At 62.5% G+C, this 21,761-nt stretch carries 19 protein-coding genes; 6 read left to right on the top strand and 13 right to left on the bottom strand.

The annotated features are described in order from the left end of the window. The first annotated feature begins 52 nt into the window (after positions 1-52). A complete protein-coding gene (locus A462_RS12820) occupies positions 53-628 on the top strand; it encodes a DUF1349 domain-containing protein (protein ID WP_008436250.1) in 576 nt (191 codons plus the stop codon). Here A462_RS12820 and A462_RS12825 read toward each other — a convergent pair whose 3' ends face one another. Beyond that, a complete protein-coding gene (locus A462_RS12825) occupies positions 629-1,522 on the bottom strand; it encodes a LysR family transcriptional regulator (protein ID WP_003215068.1) in 894 nt (297 codons plus the stop codon). Between the two features lie 191 nt (positions 1,523-1,713). Further along, positions 1,714-2,589 (bottom strand): LysR family transcriptional regulator, encoded by an 876-nt coding sequence (locus A462_RS12830; RefSeq protein WP_003215066.1) that lies wholly within the window; start codon positions 2,587-2,589, stop codon positions 1,714-1,716. A 133-nt stretch (positions 2,590-2,722) separates the two neighbouring features. Between A462_RS12830 and ampC the strand changes: the two genes are divergently transcribed. Continuing rightward, positions 2,723-3,877 carry a class C beta-lactamase gene (ampC, locus tag A462_RS12835; RefSeq protein WP_008436247.1) on the top strand — a complete coding sequence of 385 codons (1,155 nt, stop codon included), beginning with the start codon at positions 2,723-2,725 and terminating at the stop codon, positions 3,875-3,877. Positions 3,878-3,951: 74 nt separating this feature from the next. Here ampC and dctM read toward each other — a convergent pair whose 3' ends face one another. From dctM to A462_RS12875, 8 genes are all read right to left on the bottom strand, one after another. After that, complete coding sequence (gene dctM / locus A462_RS12840) at positions 3,952-5,232, bottom strand: C4-dicarboxylate TRAP transporter large permease protein DctM (RefSeq protein ID WP_003215062.1); 1,281 nt, start codon at positions 5,230-5,232, stop codon at positions 3,952-3,954. Continuing rightward, positions 5,232-5,864 (bottom strand): TRAP transporter small permease, encoded by a 633-nt coding sequence (locus tag A462_RS12845; RefSeq protein WP_003215060.1) that lies wholly within the window; start codon positions 5,862-5,864, stop codon positions 5,232-5,234. Before A462_RS12845 ends, dctM begins: the two co-directional genes overlap by 1 nt. Before the next feature lie 175 nt (positions 5,865-6,039). Next, positions 6,040-7,023: a C4-dicarboxylate TRAP substrate-binding protein DctP gene (dctP, locus tag A462_RS12850; RefSeq protein ID WP_003215057.1), complete on the bottom strand. Its 984-nt coding sequence runs from the start codon at positions 7,021-7,023 to the stop codon at positions 6,040-6,042. Positions 7,024-7,245: 222 nt separating this feature from the next. Then, positions 7,246-8,061 (bottom strand): HpcH/HpaI aldolase/citrate lyase family protein, encoded by an 816-nt coding sequence (locus tag A462_RS12855; RefSeq protein WP_008436242.1) that lies wholly within the window; start codon positions 8,059-8,061, stop codon positions 7,246-7,248. 14 nt (positions 8,062-8,075) lie between these two features. Next, positions 8,076-9,272, bottom strand: a complete 1,197-nt coding sequence (locus A462_RS12860; RefSeq protein ID WP_008436240.1) for a CaiB/BaiF CoA transferase family protein — start codon at positions 9,270-9,272, stop codon at positions 8,076-8,078. Between the two features lie 9 nt (positions 9,273-9,281). Beyond that, positions 9,282-10,631 (bottom strand): MmgE/PrpD family protein, encoded by a 1,350-nt coding sequence (locus tag A462_RS12865; RefSeq protein ID WP_008436239.1) that lies wholly within the window; start codon positions 10,629-10,631, stop codon positions 9,282-9,284. A gap of 10 nt (positions 10,632-10,641) precedes the next feature. After that, complete coding sequence (locus A462_RS12870) at positions 10,642-11,805, bottom strand: acyl-CoA dehydrogenase family protein (protein WP_008436237.1); 1,164 nt, start codon at positions 11,803-11,805, stop codon at positions 10,642-10,644. A 31-nt stretch (positions 11,806-11,836) separates the two neighbouring features. Continuing rightward, entirely contained in the window at positions 11,837-12,655 is an 819-nt protein-coding gene (locus tag A462_RS12875; RefSeq protein WP_008436236.1) for an FAS1-like dehydratase domain-containing protein, read from the bottom strand. A gap of 202 nt (positions 12,656-12,857) precedes the next feature. Between A462_RS12875 and A462_RS12880 the strand changes: the two genes are divergently transcribed. Continuing rightward, positions 12,858-13,769, top strand: coding sequence for a LysR family transcriptional regulator (locus tag A462_RS12880; protein WP_008436234.1), 912 nt, complete (start codon positions 12,858-12,860; stop codon positions 13,767-13,769). A 34-nt stretch (positions 13,770-13,803) separates the two neighbouring features. Further along, the gene (locus A462_RS12885; RefSeq protein ID WP_008436232.1) at positions 13,804-14,289 is read left to right on the top strand and encodes a GFA family protein; all 486 of its coding nucleotides are present in this window, start codon (positions 13,804-13,806) and stop codon (positions 14,287-14,289) included. 827 nt (positions 14,290-15,116) lie between these two features. Here A462_RS12885 and A462_RS12890 read toward each other — a convergent pair. From A462_RS12890 to A462_RS12900, 3 genes are all read right to left on the bottom strand, one after another. Further along, positions 15,117-16,817 carry an aspartate:alanine exchanger family transporter gene (locus A462_RS12890; RefSeq protein ID WP_032899505.1) on the bottom strand — a complete coding sequence of 567 codons (1,701 nt, stop codon included), beginning with the start codon at positions 16,815-16,817 and terminating at the stop codon, positions 15,117-15,119. A 69-nt stretch (positions 16,818-16,886) separates the two neighbouring features. Beyond that, positions 16,887-18,317: a glutamate decarboxylase gene (locus A462_RS12895; protein ID WP_008436222.1), complete on the bottom strand. Its 1,431-nt coding sequence runs from the start codon at positions 18,315-18,317 to the stop codon at positions 16,887-16,889. Between the two features lie 189 nt (positions 18,318-18,506). Further along, entirely contained in the window at positions 18,507-19,529 is a 1,023-nt protein-coding gene (locus A462_RS12900) for an AraC family transcriptional regulator (RefSeq protein WP_008436221.1), read from the bottom strand. 168 nt (positions 19,530-19,697) lie between these two features. On the opposite strand from A462_RS12900, the gene efeU reads away from it, so the two are divergent. Both efeU and efeO read left to right on the top strand, forming a co-directional pair. Further along, entirely contained in the window at positions 19,698-20,546 is an 849-nt protein-coding gene (gene efeU / locus A462_RS12905; protein ID WP_003218412.1) for an iron uptake transporter permease EfeU, read from the top strand. 10 nt (positions 20,547-20,556) lie between these two features. Then, the gene (gene efeO / locus A462_RS12910; RefSeq protein WP_008436219.1) at positions 20,557-21,759 is read left to right on the top strand and encodes an iron uptake system protein EfeO; all 1,203 of its coding nucleotides are present in this window, start codon (positions 20,557-20,559) and stop codon (positions 21,757-21,759) included. Positions 21,760-21,761: the final 2 nt, after the last annotated feature.

Below are 21,761 nucleotides of genomic sequence, written 5' to 3'. Positions count from 1 at the left end.
ACAAAACCCCGGACGCCGGGGTTTTGTCTTGTCACCTTCAAGGAGCTTCCCGATGTTTGAAAAGGCCAGCTGGCTCAATCAACCCCAGCAATGGAGCCGAGAAGGCGAGCGCCTCAAGGTGCGCACCGATGCCAGCACCGATTTCTGGCGCGAAACCCACTATGGTTTTGTGCGCGACAACGGGCATTTCCTGTTTGTTGAAACCGACGGCGACTTTACCGCCCAAGTCAAAATCCACAGCGCGTTTACCCACCTGTATGACCAGGCCGGGTTGATGGTGCGGGTGGATGAAGCGCATTGGGTGAAGATCGGTGCAGAGCTGTCCGACGGTGTGACGCTGTTGAGCAGCGCATTGACCGATGGCGTGTCGGACTGGGCCACCGGTGCGTTCCCGGGTGATCCCGAGGCGTTCTGGATTCGCGCCACCGTGGCCAAAGGCGTGCTGCGCGTGCAGGTGTCGGTGGATGGCGTGAGCTGGCCATTGGTGCGCCTGGCGCCGTTCCCCGTGGCTGCGTCGTATCGGGTGGGGCCTTATTGCTGCACGCCGGAACGTGGCGGGCTGGAGGTGGAGTTTTCCGAGCTTCAGGTAAGTGCGCCCAACGGAAAATCCCTGCACGACCTGTCCTGACTAACCCCGGCTGCTCGCCACTTCCATCGCCAACTCGGCAAAGTTGCGCGCCGCCACACTCGGTTGTGGCGGCAAGGCGACCGCCACTTCACACATCGGCATATCGCTGATCACCGGGAAGGCCAGGCCGGGCCGTGCATAAAAACGTGCGGTGGACAGCGCGGTGATACTGATCCCGCGCTCCGACGCCACCGCCTGCAACTCGGTCTCCACCGTCGAAGCTTCATGGACGATCCGCGCCGGCTGGCCATCGCGGTACGCGTCGGCGGTCCAGAAACTGCGCCACACGCCCACTCCCGGTGCAGCAATGATCGGTTCATCCAGCACGTCGTAGATGCTCACGCTGCTCTCCCCGGCCAACCGGTGGCTGGACGCCAGGCACGCCACGCAGGGTTCGGTCACCAGAGTGTGCAACTCGATGTCCGGCAGGCCCAGTGGCGGGCGCAACACCGATACGTCCATGCCCTCGTCGATCCCGGCATGGGGCGAGCCGAAGTCATACTCGCGCACCACCAGTTCGATCTCCGGGTAGCGCTTGGCGAACACGCTGAGGATTTGCGGCATCAAGTCCACACCCGCGCCGATCAGGAAGCCGATATTCAATGAGCCGCGTACGCCGCGTGCATGTTCGTGGGCGGTGCGTACCAGGCGGCTTACGCCATTGACGATTTCCCTCGCCTCTACCAGCAAGGCCAGGCCGGCTTCGGTCAGTGCTACGTTGCGGGTGTTGCGTTGGAACAGTTGTACGTCCAGCAGCGCCTCAAACTGGCGGATGGTCTGGGACAGCGCCGGTTGCGAGACATGCAGGCGGGTCGCGGCGCGCACGAAGCTGAGCTCCTCGGCCACCACCACGAAGGCCTTGAGTTGACGGATGTCTACGCCGGAAGTTTGCATTGCAGCCTCTTATGATCAATGGGCAGACCGAGTGGGAGAATAACCTGTGGCGAGGGAGCTTGCTCCCGTTGGGTTGCGCAGCGACCCTGAAACCATCCGCCGCGTTCTTGCTGAACTAACACCGTCGCTTCTTTGGGGCCGCTACGCAGCCCAGCGGGAGCAAGCTCCCTCGCCACAGCGTCGACCCAACCTCAGTGCATGGCCACTTCACGCAACCACGTCTTGAACGCCAGCATCGCCGGCGTCTCGGCCCGTGACTGCAAGCGCGTCAGCCAATAACTGCCGGTGGTGATGCCGATCTCGAACGGCTGGCGAATCACGTCCGTCGCCAACTGCCGGCTGAACATCATCGCCGGCGCCAGGGCCACCCCCGCCCCTTGCAGCGCCGCCTCCATCATCGCCAGGGACGAGTCGAAAACGATACTGCGCGGCACCAGCGTGTCGGCTGGCAATCCCGCGGCCTGGAACCATTGCGTCCACTCATCCGCACGATATGAGCGCAACAGCGTGTGCTTCAACAGGTCCGCCGGAGTCTGCAATTGCCGAGCAAGTTGCGGCACGCACAGCACCGTCAGCGGTGCCTCCAGCAATTGGCACGCCTCGGTGCCGTGCCACGCGCCGGAACCAAACCGGATTGCGTAATCCAGGCCTTCGGCCGCCACGTCGACGCGGTTGTTGTTGGTGGACAGGCGCAAGTCGATAAACGGGTAGCGCGCCTGGAAATCCGCAAGCCGCGGCAACAGCCAGCCCACCGCAAAGGTGCCCACCGCGCCTACCGTCAATACTTCGCGGTAATGCCCACCTTCAAACTGGCCTAAGGTTTGAGCTATCCGGTCGAAGGATTCGCGCAACACCGGCAGCAGGGTCTCGCCCTCGCTGGTGAGCATCAGGCCCCGGGGCAGGCGTTTGAACAGCGTGACATTGAGCTGCGCCTCCAGGCTTTTCACCTGGTGACTGACCGCCGCCTGGGTGACGCACAGTTCAATCGCCGCCCGGGTAAAACTCAAATGCCGCGCAGACGCCTCGAAGGCTCGCAGCGCGTTGAGTGGCAAATGGGAACGGAGCATGGCTTGACCCTAATTTTTCTAATGGCTGTTGCGAGATATCATCGTTTGCCGCGGGATCACAAACTGCCTAGATTTGCGGCGCCTGCGCAGGCAACGGTATTCACCCGATCACCTTCATGGAAGTCACGTCATCATGTACACATCCCTTTTTCCAACCGTGCGCAACACCGCGATATTCGCCTTATTGCTCGGCGCAGGCAACTGCATGGCGGCTACCGACATGCGCCAGGTCGTGGACAGTACTGTCCAGCCCCTGATGCAGCAACAGGACATCGCCGGCCTGTCGGTGGCAATCGTACAGAACGGCAAGGCGCAATACTTTAACTACGGCGTTGCCAGCAAGGAGAGCAAGCAGCCCGTCACCGAAAACACCCTGTTTGAAATCGGCTCGGTGAGCAAGACCTTCACCGCCACCCTCGCCGGCTATGCCCTGGCCAACGGCAAGCTGAAGCTGTCGGACCCGGCCAGCCAATACCTGCCGGCATTGCGCGGCGACACGTTTGACCACATCAGCCTGCTCAACCTCGGCACCTACACCGCAGGTGGCTTGCCCCTGCAATTCCCCGATGAGTCCGATAACGCCGGCAAGATGATCAGCTACTACCAGCACTGGAAACCGGACTTCGCTCCCGGCACCCAACGCCTGTATTCCAACCCGAGCATCGGCTTGTTCGGCCACCTGGCAGCGCAAAGCCTGGGCCAGCCGTTTGACCGGTTGATGGCGCAGACCCTGCTGCCGAAACTCGGCCTCAAGCACACCTTTATCAGCGTACCCAAGTCACAAATGAACCTGTACGCCCAGGGTTACGACAAGGCCGGCAAACCGGTGCGCGTCGGGCCTGGCGCCCTGGACGCCGAGGCCTACGGCATCAAGACCAGCACCTCGGACCTGATTCAGTACGTTGAAGTGAACATGCACCCGGCGAAGCTGGAGAAGCCGCTGCAACAGGCGATTGCCGCAACTCACACCGGCTACTACACGGTGGATGGCATGACCCAGGGCCTCGGCTGGGAGATGTACCCCTACCCAATCACGCTGGATGCGTTGACGGAAGGCAACTCGGCGCAAATGGCCTTTCAGCCCCACAAGGTCAACTGGCTGACACCACCGCAAGCGCCCCATGCCGACACGCTGGTGAACAAGACTGGCGCCACCGGTGGTTTTGGCGCCTATGTGGCGTACGTGCCGAGCAAAGGCCTGGGGGTGGTGATCCTGGCGAACAAGAACTACCCGAATGCCGAACGGGTAAAAGTGGCCCATGCGATCTTGAGTGCGATGGATAAATAAATCCCTGCACACCTCAAATGTGGGAGCGGGCAAGCCCGCTCCCACATTGTTTTGTGGCGTGATTCAAGTTGGGTTTACATCCCCAGCCAATGCGGCAAGGCCAGCGATATGAACGGCAGGTAAGTCACCATGATCAGGAACACCAGCAGGATCATCAGCCACGGCAACGCCGCGCGGATGGTCTGCCCCAGCGTCAGCCCGGTCACCGCCGAGGTCACAAACAGGTTCAACCCCACCGGCGGATGCACCAGGCCAATCTCCATATTGACCACCATCACAATCCCCAGGTGAATCGGGTCGATCCCCAGCTTCATCGCAATCGGGAAAAAGATCGGCGCCAGGATCAGCACGATCGCCGACGGCTCCATAAAGCTGCCCGCCACCAGCAACACCACGTTGACCATGATCAGGAAACCAATCGGCGTCAGGCCCTCGGAGATCACCCACGCGGTGATTTCCTGGGGAATCTGCTCCGTGGTCAGCACGTGAGCGAAGAGCATGGCGTTGGCGATGATAAACATCAGCATGATCGCCAGGCGCCCGGACTCCAGCAGCACCTTGGGGCAATCCCTGATCTTCATGTCCTTGTAGATGAACAGCGCGACAAACGCCGAGTACACCGCCGCCACCGCCGCCGCTTCGGTCGGGGTGAACATGCCGCTGTAGATCCCGCCCAGGATGATCACCAGCAGCAACAGGCCCCAGAATGCCCGGCGGGCGCAGGTCAGCCACTCGCGAAAGGTCGCCCGTGGCTGGGCCGGCAGTTTCTTGATGCGCGCGACGATGTAGATCGCGACCATCAACATCAAGCCCAGCAGCAGGCCCGGAATCACCCCGGCCATGAACAGCTTGCCCACCGAGGTTTCCGTGGCGGCCGAGTACACCACCATCACGATCGACGGCGGAATCAGGATGCCCAGGGTACCGGCGTTGCAGATGATCCCGGCGCCGAATTCCTTCGGGTAGCCCGAGCGCACCATGCCCGCCACGGCAATCGAACCCACCGCCGCCACTGTCGCGGGCGAGGAGCCCGACAGTGCGGCAAACAGCATGCATGCCAGCACCGCCGCAATCGCCAGCCCGCCGCGGATATGCCCGACGCAGGCGTTGGCAAAGTCGATCAGCCGCTGCGCCACGCCACCGGTGGTCATGAACGCACCCGACAACAGGAAGAACGGAATCGCCAGGAAGGTATAGGCGTCCGAGGTTTCAAACAGCTTGATTGCCAGGGAACTCACCGAGTCCGGGCTGAACATCAGGATCGACACCGCGCCCGACAACCCCAGGGAAATCGCGATGGGCACACCGAGGAACATGAACACGAACAGCAGCAAAAACAGACACAGAACGGCCATCAGTGACGCTCCTCATGGCTGCCGGCCAACTTGCTGGCTTCACCGGCTTCGTCGGCCAGGCCCAGCCCGGTTTGGCGGTGGGTGAAGATGCGGTAGAAAATTTCCAGGTAGCGGATGAACACCAGGGCAAAGCCGATGGGCACGATCACCACGATGTCGTCGACGTCGATGCCGAACTTGTCGAGGTCTTCGGCGCCGATGTGCGCGGTGGTGACCGCACTCAGCCATTTGTAGCTGGCAACCATGAACAACCCGGCGTAGGCCAGGCAGCACAGGCAAGCCAGCATGCCCAGCAGGCGCTGCACCCGGCGCGGCGTCAGCTTGACCAGCGCGTCCACGCCCAAGTGGCCGGCGGTGCGCACGCCGTAGGAGATGCCGAAGAAAATCAGCCAGCCGAACATGGCCTTGGTCAGCGCCACGCTCCAGGTCATGTCCTGGGCCCAGCCCATGGTGTGGTCACCCAGGGCGTTGAAGAAACCGCTGCTCCACGCCCACTTGTCGGCAAGGGCAAAGAACAGGGTGTAGATGTTGTTGAGCATGACGTAGACAAAAGTCACCAGGGTCATGGCGGCCAGCAGGATGGCGATAAAGCCTTCCTCCAGGTGCTCCCAGACGCGCCTTAGCGTTTGCATGGCAAAACCTCGCGAAGCGGAGATAGGTGTGTGCAAGGCTTGGAGGCGGGAACCGGATCAACATGTGGGAGCGGGCTTGCTCGCGAATGCAGTCTTTCAGTTGATGCATTCGGTGACTGATACACCGCATTCGCGAGCAAGCCCGCTCCCACATTTGATCTCGGTGCTCTCCAAATTACTGGTTCGACGCGTCGGCCGCCTTGATCAGGTCAGCGCCGATTTCACCTTCGAACTTCTGCCACACCGGGCGCATGGCTTCGCGCCAGAGCTGGCGTTGCTCCGGTGTCAGTTCGATGATTTCGCTGGTCTTGGCGTCGATGATCTTCTGCTTGGCCGACTGGTTCAGCGCCTCGGCCTGCTTGTTCACCTCGACGGTGACTTCAACCATGACCTGGTCCAGGGTGGTGCGCACATCCGGCGGCAGGCCGTTCCAGAACTTGGCGTTGGTGATCACCATGTAGTCGATCAGGCCATGGTTGGATTCGGTGAAGTACTTCTGCACTTCGTTGACCTTCTGGCTTTCATAGTTCGACCAGGTGTTCTCGGTGCCGTTGACGGTGCCGGTCTGCAAGCCCTGGTACACCTCGGCAAAACTCATCTTGCGCGGGTTGGCGCGGATCGCCTTGAACTGCTCCTCCAGGACGCTGGAGGCCTGCACGCGGAACTTCAGGCCACGGGCATCCTTGGGCTCACGCAATGCCTTGTTCGCCGACAGTTGCTTGAGGCCGTTGTGCCAATAGGCCAGGCCGAGGATGTTCTTGTCTTGCATCGAGGTCAGCAACGCCTTGCCCTGGGCCGCCTGGAAACGGTCGACCGCCGCCAGGTCGTTGAACAGGAACGGCAGGTCGTAGATCTGTACTTGCTTGGTGTACTGCTCAAACTTGGCCAGGGACGGCGCCAGCATCTGCACGTCGCCCAGCAGCAGCGCTTCCATTTCCTTGCCGTCGCCGAACAGCGAGGAGTTGGGGTACACCTCGACTTTCACCCGGCCGGGCAGGCGTTCTTCAGCGAGCTTCTTGAACAGCAAGGCGCCCTGGCCTTTGGGGGTGTTTTCCGCGACGACGTGGGCGAACTTGATCACGATGGGGTCGGCCGCCTGGGCCAGGCCCGCGGCAAACAAGGTGGCGGCGCAGAACAGCGCCCGAGAAAGCTTGAGCATGGAAAATCACCTTCTTATTGTTGTGTTATAGGGCAAGGTGCCTGATGTCACGCGTATAGAGAATTTCGAATTTTAGATACCTGCGTTCGGCGTGGACGAACGCCGATTTTGCAAACAACGGAGATCCAATGTGGGAGCGGGCTTGCTCGCGAAAGCGGTGTGCCAGTCACCGGATGCACTGGCTGACCCACCGCTTTCGCGAGCAAGCCCGCTCCCACATTTCTACGGTTGCGCGGCTAATAATCGTTGGGCCCGCAACAACACCGGTGCATCCACCATCTGCCCGTCCAGCTGATACGCCCCGGCCCCATGGGCACCAGCGTCCACCACCCGTTTGGCCCAGGCCAGATCCTCGGCACTGGGGGCCAACGCCTGGTGAATCACCGCCACCTGCTTGGGATGGATACACAGCGCGCCGGAAAAGCCCATTTCATAGGCATGCCGAATCGAACGGCGCAGGCCTTCGGGGTCGTCGATGGCCGGGTGCACGCCGTCCAGCGGCGCCACCAGCCCGGCGGCGCGGGAATGCACGATCAAGGCAAGGCGAGCCTGGTCCAGGGCAAATTGCGCGGCCGGGGAGCCGCTGCTCAGGTTCAAGTCCAGCGCCAGGTCCAGGCCACCAAACGACAGGCGCTCCACCAGCGGCGCATGGGCGATTTCCGCCACCGCCAGCAAACCCCGCGCACTCTCGATAATCGGCCAGATAGCCTTGCCCGTTGCAGCCACCACGGCCACCTGGGCCGCACTTTCAACCTTGGGCAGCAACACCCCTGCGACCCCGGCGTGGGCCTGACAGAACGCCACATCGGCAAAATGCTCGGGATGCTCCGGCGCGTTGATCCGCACCCACACCCGCGCCGCCGGCGTCGCCTGCAAAAACACCCCGAGGTTGTCCCGGGCCTGACGCTTGAGCGGCTCTTCCACCGCGTCTTCAAAATCCACAATCACCGCATCGGCGCCACTGGCCAGGGCCTTGGCAAAACGTTCCGGTCGGCTGCCCGGTACAAACAGCGCAGAGCGCACAAGAGAGGTTGGCATCGTTCGATTCCTTGTCAGATAACGCCGCGTGCACGCAGGCCGTCGATGGCTTCAGCGGAGTAACCCAGCTGGTCGAGAATCCCTTGGCTGTGCTGCCCCAGCCCCGGCACCGCATCCATCCGCGGGGTGAACGCGGCATTGCGTGCCGGTGGCAGCAACGACGGCAACTTGCCCGCCGGGCTGTCGACTTCACGCCAACTGTCCCGGGCCTTGAGCTGCGGGTGGTCCCACACGCCTTGCATGTTGTTGACTCGTGCACTGGCGATTTGCGCGTCTTCCAGGCGCTGGATCACGCCTTCGGCGCTCATCTGCGCAAAACGGTCGACGATGATCTGGCGCAGCACGTCGCGGTTTTCCGAACGCTTGAAGTTGGCCGAGAAACGCTCGTCTGTGGCCAATTCCGGGGTAAGCAGCACCTTGTCGCAGAACGCAGCCCACTCGCGCTCGTTCTGCAAACCGAGCATTACCGTGCCGCCGTCACCGGTGGGAAACGGCCCGTAGGGGTAGATCGTCGAATGCGCCGCACCCGCGCGCGGTGGCTGGGGCGCGCCGTCGAACGCGTAATACATCGGGTAGCCCATCCACTCCACCAGGCTTTCCAGCATGCTGACGTCGATGCGACTGCCCTGCCCGGTCTTGCCCCGCAACAGCAGCGCCGAGAGGATGCCGCTGTAGGCGTACATCCCGGCGGAGATATCGGCGATGGAGCAGCCGGCCTTGGCCATCTGGTCTTCACCCGGGCCACCGGTGACCGAGAGAAAGCCGCCTTCGCTCTGGATCAGCAGGTCGTAGGCCTTTTTCTTTTCATACGGGCCGCCCTCGCCATAGCCGGAGATGTCGCAGACGATCAGCCGCGGGAAGCGCTCATGCAGCGCCTCGAATGACAAACCCATGCGCGCGGCCGCGCCCGGTGCGAGGTTCTGCACCAGCACATCGGCATCGGCCAGCAGGGTTTCCAGGATGTCCCCGGCATCGTCGTGCTTGAGGTCCAGGGTCAGGCTTTCCTTGGAACGGTTGGTCCACACGAAATGCGAGGCCAGGCCGCGCACGCGCTCGTCATAGCCCCGGGCAAAGTCGCCCGCCCCGGGACGTTCGATCTTGATCACCCGCGCGCCCAGGTCGGCCAACTGGCGGGTGCAGAACGGTGCGGCAATCGCGTGTTCCAGGCTGACAACGGTGATGCCGTCCAGCGGTCGTTGATTAGCGGTCATGACAGTTCCTTAAAGCCAGTGAGCCAGGGACGCGGCGTTGCGCAGGTCCCAGACTTTTTCGATCAGCCCGGTGGTTTGCGCGGGTGTGCGGGCACCGCTGAATTGAGTCAGGCGCTGGAACTTGTCGGCCAGCTCCGAGCGGTTCAGGGTGTTGCCCGGGTCGCCCTTGGGTTCGTCGATGGCGCCGTGCAGGGTGCGACCATCGGCGGTGGTCACGATGACCCGGCCCAGCCAGCGCTGCGGATAGGCACCGTCGACTTCGGCGTCGAGGGTCATGGAGACCTTGTCGCGAAACGCCGCCACGTCCCCGTCGCTCAGCGCCAGCTCGTGAAACTCGGTCAGCCCGGCCTTGCCATGCACGGCAATCAACCCCAGCACGGTGCCCATGGAGAACTTGGCCTGGTGCACGGTCTGCGGCAGCGTCACCCGGCCCAACACGTCGATGGCGCCCTGGTGAACGCGGGTTTCCACATGGGCGATCTGCTCATGGCCCAGCCCTTCGCGCTGCATCAGATCCAGCAGCGCATCGGCGGCCGGATGGGTATGCCGGCATGAAGCATGGAACTTGAACGACGTTTCCAGCAGCGCCCAGCGACTGCCGAGGCGATCCGACAATTTGCCTGGGTCGGCGTCGGTGGACATACCCGCCGCCATCCCCTGATCACCTTCCAGAATATTGCGCGCACCGGTCAGCCCGTCCGCCGTCAGATACGCCGCCAGCAAACCATCGGCAGCGGCCTTGGCAGTGTGCAGTTGCTTGGAGTCGGCGGCATCCCGCAGGAACTCCCACAGCCCGGCCGCCTGAGTGCCGGCACTGCCCAGCAGATTGATGAATTGCTCTTGGTTGAAGTCGAGCAATTTGCCCACGGCCACCGCCGCCGCGAGAGTGCCGACGGTGGCCGTGGTGTGGAAGATCCGGTAGTGGGAGCGGCCCATGAACTCACCGATGCGAATCCCGGCTTCGTAGCCGGCCACCGAGGCCAGCAGCAGCTCGCGACCGGACTTGCCGAGGTCTTGCGCCGCCGCCAATGCCGCCGGAAACACCACGGTCGCCGGGTGCAATACCGAGCTGTTGTGCAGGTCATCCTGCTCCACCAGGTGCGACGACGCGCCATTCACCAGCGCGGCGAAATAGGCACTGCTGCTGCCGCCGTTGACGATGATCTGCGCCGGGCCATCAGCCGGGCCCATCCTGCGGGCATAACGTTCGAACAGCGGGATCGGATGCGCGCCCTTGCTGGCCAGCGCCGAGGCGAGCCAGTCGAGGAACAGGTCTTCGGTGCGGGCGAGTACGGCGTCCGGCAATTGTGCGTAATTCAACTCGGCGAGGAACCGGCACAGCGCTTGGGTATGGCTCATGGTCGGGCCCTCAGAAGCTGCGTGGCAGTTCGAGCAGATGCTCGGCCACGTAGGACAGGATCAGGTTGGTGGAGATCGGCGCAACCTGGTACAGGCGGGTCTCGCGGAACTTGCGCTCCACGTCGTATTCGCAGGCAAACCCGAAGCCGCCGTGGGTTTGCAGGCAGGCGTTGGCCGCCTCCCAGGAAGCCTTGGCCGCGAGGTACTTGGCCATGTTCGCGCTGGCCCCGGCATTGGCGCCGCTGTCATATTCCTCACAGGCACGCCAGCGCATCAAGTCGGCCGCTTCGATCTCGATATGGGCTTCGGCAATCGGGAACTGCACGCCCTGGTTCTGTCCGATGGGCCGGCCAAATACCACGCGGTCGCGGGCATAGGCGCTGGCTTTCTCGATAAACCAGCGGCCATCGCCGATGCACTCGGCGGCAATCAGGGTGCGTTCGGCGTTGAGGCCGTCGAGGATGTAGCGAAAGCCCTTGCCCTCCTCGCCAATCAGGCTGTCCAGCGGCAACTCCAGGTTGTCGAAGAACAGTTCGTTGGTCTCGTGGTTGACCATGTTGGCGATGGGCTGCACGGTCAGGCCGTTGCCGATGGCTTCCCGCAAGTCCACGAGGAAGATCGACATGCCTTCGGATTTTTTCTTCACCTCGGCCAACGGCGTGGTGCGGGCCAGCAGGATCATCAGGTCGGAATGCTGCACCCGCGAGATCCAGACTTTCTGGCCATTGATCACGTACTTGTCGCCGCGCTTGACTGCGGTGGTCTTGATTTTGGTGGTGTCGGTGCCGGTGGTGGGCTCGGTCACGGCCATCGACTGCAGGCGCAATTCGCCGTTGGCGAGCTTGGGCAGGTAGAAGCTTTTCTGTGCTTCGCTGCCGTGACGCAGCAAGGTGAACATGTTGTACATCTGGCCGTGGACGGTGCCGGAGTTGCCACCGCAGCGGTTCACTTCCTCCAGGATCACCGAGGCTTCCGCCAGCCCCAGGCCGGAGCCACCGTATTCTTCGGGGATCATTGCCGACAGCCAGCCGGCGTCGGTCAAGGCTTTGACGAAGGCTTCCGGGAAGCCCTTTTCTTCATCGACCTTGCGCCAGTAGGCGGCGTCGAATTCGGCGCAGAGTGCGCGCACGCCTTCGCGGATGGCATTCAGTTCTTCGTTGTCATTCGGGTTCATTAACGGCTCTCCGCCTGTTGTTCTTGGAGGTTTATTCGAAATGCAGTTCGGCGCGCTGGGCCAGGCCGTCGGCGTTGCCCGCCCACAGTTCCGCGACGCCCGGCGCGGTGATGTGCCCGCCCACTTCAAAGGCTTGCGGGGCAATCAACGGACGCACGCCGCGATACGAGAAACGGCGCAACGTGGCCGCGGGGTTGGCGCGGCAAAATGCGCGCAGGCTCAAGGTGGCGATCAGCGGACCGTGCACCACCAGCCCCGAATAACCTTCGGTGCCGGTGACATAGGGGTAGTCGTAGTGAATGCGGTGGCCGTTGAAGGTCACGGCGCTGTAGCGGAACAACAGGGTTGGCGTCGGGTCGACCGCTTCACGCCAGGCGCCTTCGGGGAGCGCGTCACCACTGCCCTGCTTGGGCGGTGTGGGTTCGCGGTAGACGATGTCCTGTTCTTCGCGCAGGGCCAGGCGGCCGTCCTGGGAATAGTCGTGGCGCACGGTGACGAACAACAACGAGCCAGTGCGACCGGTTTTTTCTTCCACCTGGGTGATGGTCGAAACGCGGGTGGCGGCCTCACCGGCACGCAATGCATGGAAGAACTCGATGCGCCCGCCGGCCCACATGCGGTTGCGATTATCGGCCGGCGGCAGGAAGCCGCCACGGGCCGGATGACCGTCACCGCCCAGGGCGGACTCGGGCAGCGGGTCCTGGAAGAAGCACCATTGCCACAAGGGCGGAACCGGCTCGCCATCTGCCGGTGCCGCTTCGCCAAAGGTGGCGGCGATGCGTTTGAGCAGGTTGTGGCTCAAGTGGTCGTGGGCTGTTTCGCTACGGCCGATCCAGTCTGTGGCGCTCATCAGGGGCATGTCCTCGGGCAGGGAATCTGAACCGGATCATGCTGGGCCCTGGCCGTTCTGAGAATTTGCATTTCAATAAAGCAGCGTTCGGCTATGCTGAACGCCATCGCCCATAAAAAGATCTCAAGAACCCGGATGATCAATGTGGGAGCTGGCTTGCCGGCTCCCACATGGGTTCTTCGTCGCTGCCCCGGAGCCTTGCATGCACTTTGATCTGGCTGACTTACGCCTGTTTATCCATATCGCCGAATCCCCCAGCCTGACCCAGGGCGCCAAGCGCGCGTTCCTTTCGCCGGCCGCCGCCAGTGCGCGGATCAAGGCCCTGGAGGGCCAACTCGACACCCGCCTGTTGTACCGCGACAGCCGTGGCGTGGAGATCACCCCGGCGGGCGAACGGCTGCTGCACCATGCGCGGCTGATCATGCGCCAGGTGGATTACCTGAAAAGCGAGTTCACCCAATACGGCATCGACTCGGCCGGGCATATCCGCATTTTTGCCAACACCACCGCCGTGACCGAGTTTCTCCCGGAGGTGCTGGCCGGCTTCCTGTCCCAGCGCCCCGGCGTGACGGTGGACCTGCAGGAGCGGCTGTCGCGGGATATCGTGCGGGGCGTGCTGGATGGCACCAGCGACATGGGCATCATCGCCGGGCCTGTGGAAGCGTCGGGTTTGCAGGTGCTGCACTTCAGCACCGACCACCTGGTGCTGACGGTACCGGTGGGGCATCCGCTGGCGGGCCTGCCTTCGGTGACGCTGGAGCAAACCCTGGCTTATCAACATATCGGCTTGCATGACGGCAGCACGTTGCTGAGTTTCCTGCGTGAGCATGTGGAGCGGCTGGGCAAGCACTTGTCGTTGCGCATTCAAATGTCGAGCTTCGAGGCGATCTGCCGGATGGTTGAGGCGGGCGTGGGGATCGGCATCATTCCCGAGTCGGCCGCCGTGCGGCACAGCCGGACCATGCAACTGGTGACGGTGAAGCTGGATGAAGTTTGGGCAGTGCGCGAGCGCAGTATTCTGGTGCGGGAACTGGAGGCGTTGCCGGGGACGATTCGGGCGTTGATCGCGACCTTGATGCCCGAGATGGAACCGCCCCGGCTGCCGGGCGCCTAAGCTAACGTTGCCCTTTTGCGAAGGAGATCTGGTCATGCAGCTTGAAGGTTCCTGCCATTGCGGCGCGGTTTCGTTCAGTCTTGAGAGTGCGCATCCCTACCCTTATCAGCGGTGTTATTGCTCGATTTGTCGCAAGACCCAGGGGGGTGGCGGGTATGCGATCAACCTTGGGGGGGATGCCAGGAGCCTCAAGGTGCGGGGGCGCAAGTTGATTTCGATTTATCACGCGCGGATGAAAGGGCCGGGGGATAGCCGGGCGCATGCGAGTACGGCTGAGCGGCATTTTTGTTCGCAGTGTGGGTCGGGGTTGTGGTTGTTCAGTCCGCAGTGGCCGGAGTTGATTCATCCGTTTGCTTCGGCGATTGATACGCCGTTGCCGGTGCCACCGGAGCATACGCATTTGATGCTGGGGTCGAAGGCGCCGTGGGTTGAGGTGAGTATTCGCGCGGGGGACCTGGAGTTTGAGGAGTATCCAGAGGAGTCGATTGCCGAGTGGCATGAGCGGTTGGGGCTCGGCTGATGGGTGTATATCCGTTATTTAGGTAAAGGCCGCCTATGGTTCCGCTCTTACAGCGGCTCACTTTTGAAAAGCGCAAAAGTAAGCAAAACGCTCTTGCCCCACCACTCGGCTCCTCGCTTAGGCTCGGAGTGCCCTCACTCCGGCATTACTCCGCGGGCCGCCGCGACGGGGCGTCCCTGCCCCGTCGCGGCTAAACCGGCGTCCTGCCGGTTTACCCGCTCCGTAATACCTGCGTTCGGCCAGCGTGGTTTAACGGGGCGCCTAAGATCAAGATCAAAAGCAGATCAAGAGCACAGCGGCCTMCCGGCCGGCTTGAGTGTTGAARAGCAAAATCAAAAGCTAAAGCGGGCACGGTCCACTGTAGGAGCTGGCTTGCCKGCGATGGCATCAACTGGGTGTACCTGATGCACCGAGGTRTCTGCATCGCAGGCAAGCCAGCTCCCACAGAAAAGCAGATCTGCATTCGCTCTGGCTTTTGATCTGGCTGTTAAACACTCAAGCCGGCCGGKAGGCCGCTGTGCTCTGCTTTTGATCTGCTTTTGATTTTGATCTGCGGGCCCCGTCAACCACGATGGCCGCAAGTAGGCACGGTGGAGCGGGTAAATCGGCARGGATGCCGATTTAGCCGCGCCGGGCCATGGATGGCCCGTCGCGGCGGCCCGCGGAGCCGTGCCGGAGTGCGGGCATGCCGAGCCTARGCGAGGCACCGAGTGGTGGGGCAAAGCGTTTTTTGGTTACTTTTTTAGGCGTTTGTAAAAAAGTGACCCGCTGTAAGAGCGGAACCATAAGCCGCCGTTACCGCAGCAACGGATATGTACCCAATACAGCTACCGCGCCAGCACCATGGCAAAATACCCAAACACCGTGAGCAAAATCCCCGACACCGCATACGCCACCGGAAACCCAATCCACGGCACCGTACTATCAATTTCCTTGGCCGCCTCCCGCGCCGGCCCCGAGTGACTCCGCGCCCCCGCAACACCGCCCATGAGAATCGCCGGGTTGATCTTGAACACATGAAAACCCACAGCCCAAACAATAAACGGTGGAATCGTACAAGCCACGAACCCAAGCAAAAAGATCTTCAACGCAATTATCGCGCTAATCTGCGAAACCAGGTTAGCCCCCGCATTCACCCCCACAATCGCGACAAAGAATATCAACCCCATGTCCTCGAGAATGTTGCGCGCCGCATTCGGGGTATTCCCAAAAAACCGCACCCGCGACACCAGCGACGAGACGATAATCCCCGACACCAGCAACCCGCCCGCATTGCCCAGCCCCACCGCCGCACCGAACGCCGGCACCTGAATCAGCCCGATCAACAACCCCAGCACCATACCCAGCGACAGCGTCAGCAAATCCGTCGCCGTACTCGCCCGCCCCGCCTTGCCCAGCAACGCCGTGGCCTTGTCGATGGCACTGCGCAAGCCAATCAAGTGCATCACATCCAGGCGCTGCAACCGCGTTTCCAGCCCCACCGGAATCGGCGCTCCACCTCGCTCAATCCCCACCAACTGCACCTGCCCGGCAATCGGCGACTGGCTGAATTCCTTGAGCGCCCTGCCCACGGCATCCTTGTGGGTCACCAGAATCACCGCCTCATCCAGCGGTATATTCAACGCCCGGGCATCCGGTACTTCCGGCCCGATCAGGCCCATGTGATCGGTCAGCGCATCCAGGCTGCCGCCCAGGGCGATCACATCGCCGAGTTGCAACACCAGCGTCGGATCAGCCCCCAGCAACTCGTCACCACGCTCGACGTTCTCGATCTGGTACAACGCAAAGCGCTGGCGAAACTGCGCGATGCTCTGCCCCACCAGCTCCGGGTTCACCAGGCGATAGGCCCGCAGGTCAAACGGCCGATACCCACTGAGCCCGGCATCGTCGACGTTCGGCACTCCGTGCTCCACCTCGAATGCCTTGGCCGCCTTGCGCGCATCCACACCCCACCAGCGCGGCAGATACTTGCAGATCAGGATGATGCCGACCGTGCCCCAGATATAGGTGATGCCGTAAGACAGCGCGATCATCGCGGTGGCCGCCGCCGCCGTGGTGCCCGGTGGCAGCGGCACCACGCCCGAGGTAATCGCCTGTTCGGCGGAGCCAATCGCCGCCGACATGGTTTGCGAACCGGCAAGAATCCCGCCCGCCGCGCCCACCGGCAGGGATAACAGCCGCACGCCGAGCACCACGATACCCAGCCCGAGGAACGAGGACAGGATTGCCAGGAAGGTGAATTTCAGGCCATCACCCTTGAGACTGTTGATGAACGAAGGCCCGACCCGCAGCCCGACGCCGTACATGAACAGGTAATAAAACAGGCTCTTGGTAAAGTTATCGAGTTCGAAATGTACGCCGTAGTACGACGCCCACGTCGCAATCGCGCAGCCGATCACGATGGCCCCGGCCACCGCGCCCAGGCCATAACCCTTGATGGTGCCGCGCCCGACCCAGACGGACAGGCCAACCACCAGGAACAGCAGGATGTAGGGGTTGTCGTGCAGGAAAGTAAAGAAGGCAGTCACGATGATTCGTACCTGGCGATGCAACGCTAAAGGCACCGGGCCTCGAGGCCCGGTGAGTGTTCAGTGCGTTCAGTCGAGGTTCGGGGTGTCGGCCGGGATGACCGGGTCGGCGATGGCGCCATGGCTGAAGCTGGGGCCCGCGTCGGAATGCTCCACCGGGTTTTTCTGCAGGTGGGCAACGGCCTTGCGCAGGTCTTCCAGCAGCAACGCCACCAGGTCACGGCTCACGCCATGCCGTACGAGGATGCGCTGTACCACGACGTTCTGCCGATCGGACGGCAACGGGTATGACGCGATCTGCCAGCCGCGCATGCGCACGCGCTCCGACAGGTCGTAGAGGCTGAAGCCGTGGTCGACGCCGTCCTTGAGCTTGTAGCAGACCGCTGGCAGCCCATCCTTGCCGTCGTACACCAGTTCCAACGGGGCAAACTTGGTGATTTCCGAGGCCAGCCATTGCGCCGTGTCGGAGCACGCTTGTTGAATCCGCGTGTAGCCGTCGCGCCCCAGCCGCAGGAAGTTGTAGTACTGGGCGATGATTTCACCGCCGGGCCGGCTGAAGTTCAGGGCAAAGGTCGCCATGTTGCCGCCCAGGTAGTCGACGTAGAAGATCAACTCTTCCGGCAAGTCTTCGGTGGAGCGCCAGATAACCCAGCCGACGCCCAGCGGCGCCAGGCCGTACTTGTGGCCGGAAGCGTTGATCGACTTGACGCGCTCGATCACAAAATCCCATTGCAGCTCCTGCTGGATGAACGGGGCGATAAACCCGCCGCTCGCCGCGTCGACATGGATCGGGATATCCAGGCCGAGGTCACGTTGCATCGAGTCCAGCTCGGCCGCCAGGGCTGCGACCGGTTCGTAGATCCCGGTGAAGGTCACGCCCAGGGTCGCGACGACACCGATGGTGTTTTCGTCGCAATATTCCCGCAGGTCGGCCGGGCGCAGGCCCAATGCGTCACCGCGCAACGGCACTTCGCGAATTTCCACATCGAAATAACGGGCGAATTTCTTCCAGCAGATCTGCACCGGGCCGCACACGAAATTCGGTTTGTCGGTGGGCAGCCCCGCCGCTTCCCGGCGTTTCTTCCAGCTCCACTTCAGTGCCAGGCCGCCAAGCATCGCCGCTTCGCTGGAACCGGTGGTGGAGCAACCCACGGTTTGCCACGATTTCGGCGCGTGCCACAGGTCGGCAATGATGTGCACGCAACGGTTTTCGATCTCGGCCGTCTGCGGGTACTCATCCTTGTCGATCATGTTTTTGTCGAGGGCATCGGCCATCAACTGCTGCACTTCGGGCTCGACCCAAGTGGTGCAGAAGGTCGCCAGGTTCTGCCGGGAATTGCCGTCCAGCAGCAGTTCGTCGCGCACCAGGTTGTAGGCGGCCGACGGCGTGGTCGAATGGTCCGGGAGGCGGTACTTGGGCAGTTTGTGCTGGGCGGAGCCACTCGAATAGACGTCTTCGATGGCTTGGTCCTGGGTCTCTACGGTTCTGTGAAGTGCCATGAAATCCTGCTCTTGAATGAGGGAAATGGCGTAGACGTTGATCGCGACAAATGCCGATCAGGCTGCGTCAGGAAACGAACGATGGAGCGGTGGCGCCGAATATCACACGCACGGCGGCGCAGGAAAGTGACCCAGATCATTAAAGGCGTGGATAAGCAGGCAAACGTGCCGGGGGTGCCTGGCAGTGACCTACTGGCTCAGCGCTTCGTTCAATATCAGGCTGCGATAGTGCCCGGGGTTGGAGCCCGACCACTTGCGAAACGCCTTGTAGAACGAGCTGGCATCGGCAAACCCCAGGCGGGTGGCGATCTCGGCAAAGCTGATGTCGGAATCGGCCAGCCAGACGATCGCCAACTCCTTGCGCACGCTGTCCTTGAGGCCCTGGTAGGTCTGCCCTTCTTCCGCCAGGCGCCGGCGCAGGGTCGAGGCCGAGATGCACAGGGATGCGGCCAGGCCTTCGGTTTCCGGCCAAGTGTCGGCAGGCATGTGCCGCAGGTCGGTCTTGATGCGGGTGGCAAGGCTGTCCGGGTCGCGGTATTTGACCAGGATGTTGGCGGGCGCATGGGCCAGGAAGCGCTTGAGCTCCTCCGGGCTGCGCTTGATCGGCAGGTCGAGGCAGTCGGCGGAAAAGATCATCCGGGTACGCGGCCGGTCAAAGCGCAAGTTGTCGGAAAACATCACCTGGTAGTCGTCGCAGAAGTCCGGCTGCGGGCAACGCAGTTCAATCGCCAGGATCGGGATCCGGCGCCCCGCCAGCCAGCAGGCGACGCCGTGGACGATCATCCAGTAGGCGAAATAGGTGAAGGCGCGCCTGGGTGCGGGCTCCGGCTCCAACAGTACGATTTCCGCCAGGCTCTGCTGGCGCACCAGTTGCGCCGGCATGCGCTCGAGCATCAGTGACAGGAACTCCAGGCCGGTTTCCAGCGCAGTGGCCAGGCTCGGTTGTGCCATGGAGGCTCGGCAGAGGAACTCCAGGCTGCCGGATTTGAGCTTGCGCGGGTCCATGCCAAAGAATTCATCGTCCATTCGCCGTGCCAGCAAGCGCCATAAGCGTGCGTAAGCGGTTGCCGGGACGCGTGCGGTTGGCTGGCCCAGCAGTGCCGGCTCAATCCCGACCTTGGTCAACACTTCATCGCTCGCCGCACCCGGCGCACAGCTCTGCAACAGGGCTTCGCGGACCAGTTGGATGGAAATCGTGTCTTTTTCCGACATGGGGAATGGCGCAATCCGGTGGCTGGGACGATGCCGCGCATTCTAGTGTCGGATGCGGTTTGCCACCACCGTTCAGTCAAGGTTCAGTAAAGGTCAATATTCCCTGTTTAGTAATGAGTATCATTATGTTACAACTTAGCATCCTATCTAGTGACGATTCGGTGCCGAATGCTTGTTCCCTTTTTAATCATGCTGCGCGAAGGCATAGAAGCCGCCTTGATCGTTGGCATTATTGCCAGCTATCTCAAGCAAACTGGCCGTGGCCAGTACATGCCCGCAGTGTGGATCGGCGTATTTCTGGCAGCGGCCCTCGCGCTGCTGGTCGGCGGTGGCCTGGAACTGGTGAGTGCCGAATTCCCGCAGAAACAACAGGAACTGTTCGAAGGCATCGTCGGCCTGGTGGCCGTGGGCATTCTCAGCTCCATGGTGTTCTGGATGCGCAAGGTCGCGCGCTCCATCAAGCATTCCCTGCATGAATCCCTCGATCATGCCCTGGCCGGCTCCAAACACCAGGTCACCGCACTGATTGCCATGGTGTTTTTCGCCGTGGCCCGTGAAGGCCTGGAAACCGTGTTCTTCCTGCTGGCCGTGTTCCAGCAAAGCGAAGGTCCGGGCGCGCCGATTGGCGCCCTGCTCGGCCTGATCCTGGCGATCATCGTCGGCTTCCTGATCTACACCGGCAGCATGCGCCTGAACCTCGGTGCGTTCTTCCGCTGGACCGGCCTGTTCATCCTGGTGGTGGCCGCCGGCATCCTCGCCAACTCGGTACAAGCCCTGCACGAAGCCGGGGTATGGAACCACCTGCAAACCGTACTGTTCGATTTCAGCGCGACGCTGCCGATGGATGGCCCGCTGGGCTCGGTGCTGGCCGGCATGTTCGGCTATCAGGACGCCCCGACCATCAGCACCCTCGGTGCCTACCTGATTTACCTGGTGGTGGCCCTGGTGATGTTCTTCCTGCCGGCGCCGCCGAGCAAGCCGGCTACCCGCACAACCTCTTCCGTTTCCAGCCAGTAAGGACCGCCTCTTGTCCAACCAAACCCCTCAACCGGCTCCGCCCTCCCGCGCCTTGCGCTGGGCGGTGGGCGGCTCGGTGGTCGTGATGATCGCCGCCGGTGGCCTGTTCTACTACGCCTCGCAACTGGCCGCCTCCAAGCGCCAGGCCAACCACAATGAAATCGCGGTGACGATCCACGCCCATAGCTGCGAACCGAATGCGCTGACGGTACCGGCGGGACGCGCCAGCTTCCGCATCATCAACCGCTCGGACCGTGCCGTGGAGTGGGAAATCCTCGACGGCGTGCTGGTGGTCGAAGAGCGCGAAAACATCGCCCCCGGCCTGAGCCAGGTGATCAACGCCAACCTGCTGCCCGGCGACTACCAGATCACCTGCGGCCTGCTGAGCAACCCGCGTGGCACCTTGAAGGTGACACCGACTGCCGAGTCTGACGCCCAAGCCAAGGCCAAGCCGTCGATGGTCGCGTTTATCGGCCCGCTGTCGGAGTTCCGCGTGTACCTGAGCAGCCAGGGTAGCGCCCTGGTCAAGGCCGTTACCGCGCTGGACCAAGCCATCGAAGCCGGCGACCTCGCCCAGGCCCAGGCGCTTTACGTACCGGCCCGCGAGGCTTACCAGCGCCTGGCCCCGGCCTCGCAACGCCTGGCGGAACTGGACAACGCGATCAACGCCCGCGCCGACTACTTTGAAAAGCGCGAGCAGGACCCGGCCTTCAGCGGCTTCCACCGTCTCGAATACGGCCTGTTCCAGCAACGCAATCTCGACGGCCTGGCGCCGATTGCCCAGCGCCTGGTCACCGACGTCACCAGCCTCAAGCAACAGCTGCTGGCACAGTCGCTGCCGCCGGAGCAACTGGTGAGCATCGTGGTGCGCAACCTCAACAGCCTGGCCGACGTACGTGCCGCCAGCGGTGAGGAAGAACGCTACAGCCATACCGACCTCAACGGCTTCGCCGCCAACCTGGACGCCGCCCGCAAAGTGGTCGACCTGATGCGCCCGCTGCTGACCAAATCTGCCGCGCAATTACTGCCGGGGATCGACAGCGCGATCACCGCCCTCGATGCCGAACTCAACGGTTTGAAAGTCGATGGCCGCTACGCCTCGTATGACAGCGTTACCGCCGATCAGCGCAAGCAGATCGCCGACAAGGCCAAGGCTCTGGCCGTTGCACTCGATGGAATCGACCCCGCCCTTGGCCTTTCCGGCCTGAAGTGAAG

The organism is Pseudomonas sp. Ag1, assembly GCF_000278565.1.
In the GTDB taxonomy this organism is placed as follows: Bacteria; Pseudomonadota; Gammaproteobacteria; order Pseudomonadales; family Pseudomonadaceae; genus Aquipseudomonas.
The sequence above is the reverse complement of the archived record's forward strand: the minus strand, read 5'-3'. Positions and strand labels throughout refer to the sequence as shown.

Bases quoted from the DNA above. Each gene is read 5' to 3' on its own strand.
- A462_RS12875 (WP_008436236.1), bottom strand. From the start codon at position 12,655: ATGAGCGCCACAGACTGGATCGGCCGTAGCGAAACAGCCCACGACCAC.
- A462_RS12845 (WP_003215060.1), bottom strand. From the start codon at position 5,864: ATGCAAACGCTAAGGCGCGTCTGGGAGCACCTGGAGGAAGGCTTTATC.
- A462_RS12825 (WP_003215068.1), bottom strand. From the start codon at position 1,522: ATGCAAACTTCCGGCGTAGACATCCGTCAACTCAAGGCCTTCGTGGTG.
- dctP (WP_003215057.1), bottom strand. From the start codon at position 7,023: ATGCTCAAGCTTTCTCGGGCGCTGTTCTGCGCCGCCACCTTGTTTGCC.
- A462_RS12865 (WP_008436239.1), bottom strand. From the start codon at position 10,631: ATGAGCCATACCCAAGCGCTGTGCCGGTTCCTCGCCGAGTTGAATTAC.
- A462_RS12880 (WP_008436234.1), top strand. From the start codon at position 12,858: ATGCACTTTGATCTGGCTGACTTACGCCTGTTTATCCATATCGCCGAA.
- A462_RS12885 (WP_008436232.1), top strand. From the start codon at position 13,804: ATGCAGCTTGAAGGTTCCTGCCATTGCGGCGCGGTTTCGTTCAGTCTT.
- A462_RS12820 (WP_008436250.1), top strand. From the start codon at position 53: ATGTTTGAAAAGGCCAGCTGGCTCAATCAACCCCAGCAATGGAGCCGA.
- A462_RS12870 (WP_008436237.1), bottom strand. From the start codon at position 11,805: ATGAACCCGAATGACAACGAAGAACTGAATGCCATCCGCGAAGGCGTG.
- dctM (WP_003215062.1), bottom strand. From the start codon at position 5,232: ATGGCCGTTCTGTGTCTGTTTTTGCTGCTGTTCGTGTTCATGTTCCTC.
- A462_RS12830 (WP_003215066.1), bottom strand. From the start codon at position 2,589: ATGCTCCGTTCCCATTTGCCACTCAACGCGCTGCGAGCCTTCGAGGCG.
- A462_RS12860 (WP_008436240.1), bottom strand. From the start codon at position 9,272: ATGACCGCTAATCAACGACCGCTGGACGGCATCACCGTTGTCAGCCTG.
- A462_RS12855 (WP_008436242.1), bottom strand. From the start codon at position 8,061: ATGCCAACCTCTCTTGTGCGCTCTGCGCTGTTTGTACCGGGCAGCCGA.
- A462_RS12895 (WP_008436222.1), bottom strand. From the start codon at position 18,317: ATGGCACTTCACAGAACCGTAGAGACCCAGGACCAAGCCATCGAAGAC.
- ampC (WP_008436247.1), top strand. From the start codon at position 2,723: ATGTACACATCCCTTTTTCCAACCGTGCGCAACACCGCGATATTCGCC.
- A462_RS12900 (WP_008436221.1), bottom strand. From the start codon at position 19,529: ATGTCGGAAAAAGACACGATTTCCATCCAACTGGTCCGCGAAGCCCTG.
- efeU (WP_003218412.1), top strand. From the start codon at position 19,698: ATGCTTGTTCCCTTTTTAATCATGCTGCGCGAAGGCATAGAAGCCGCC.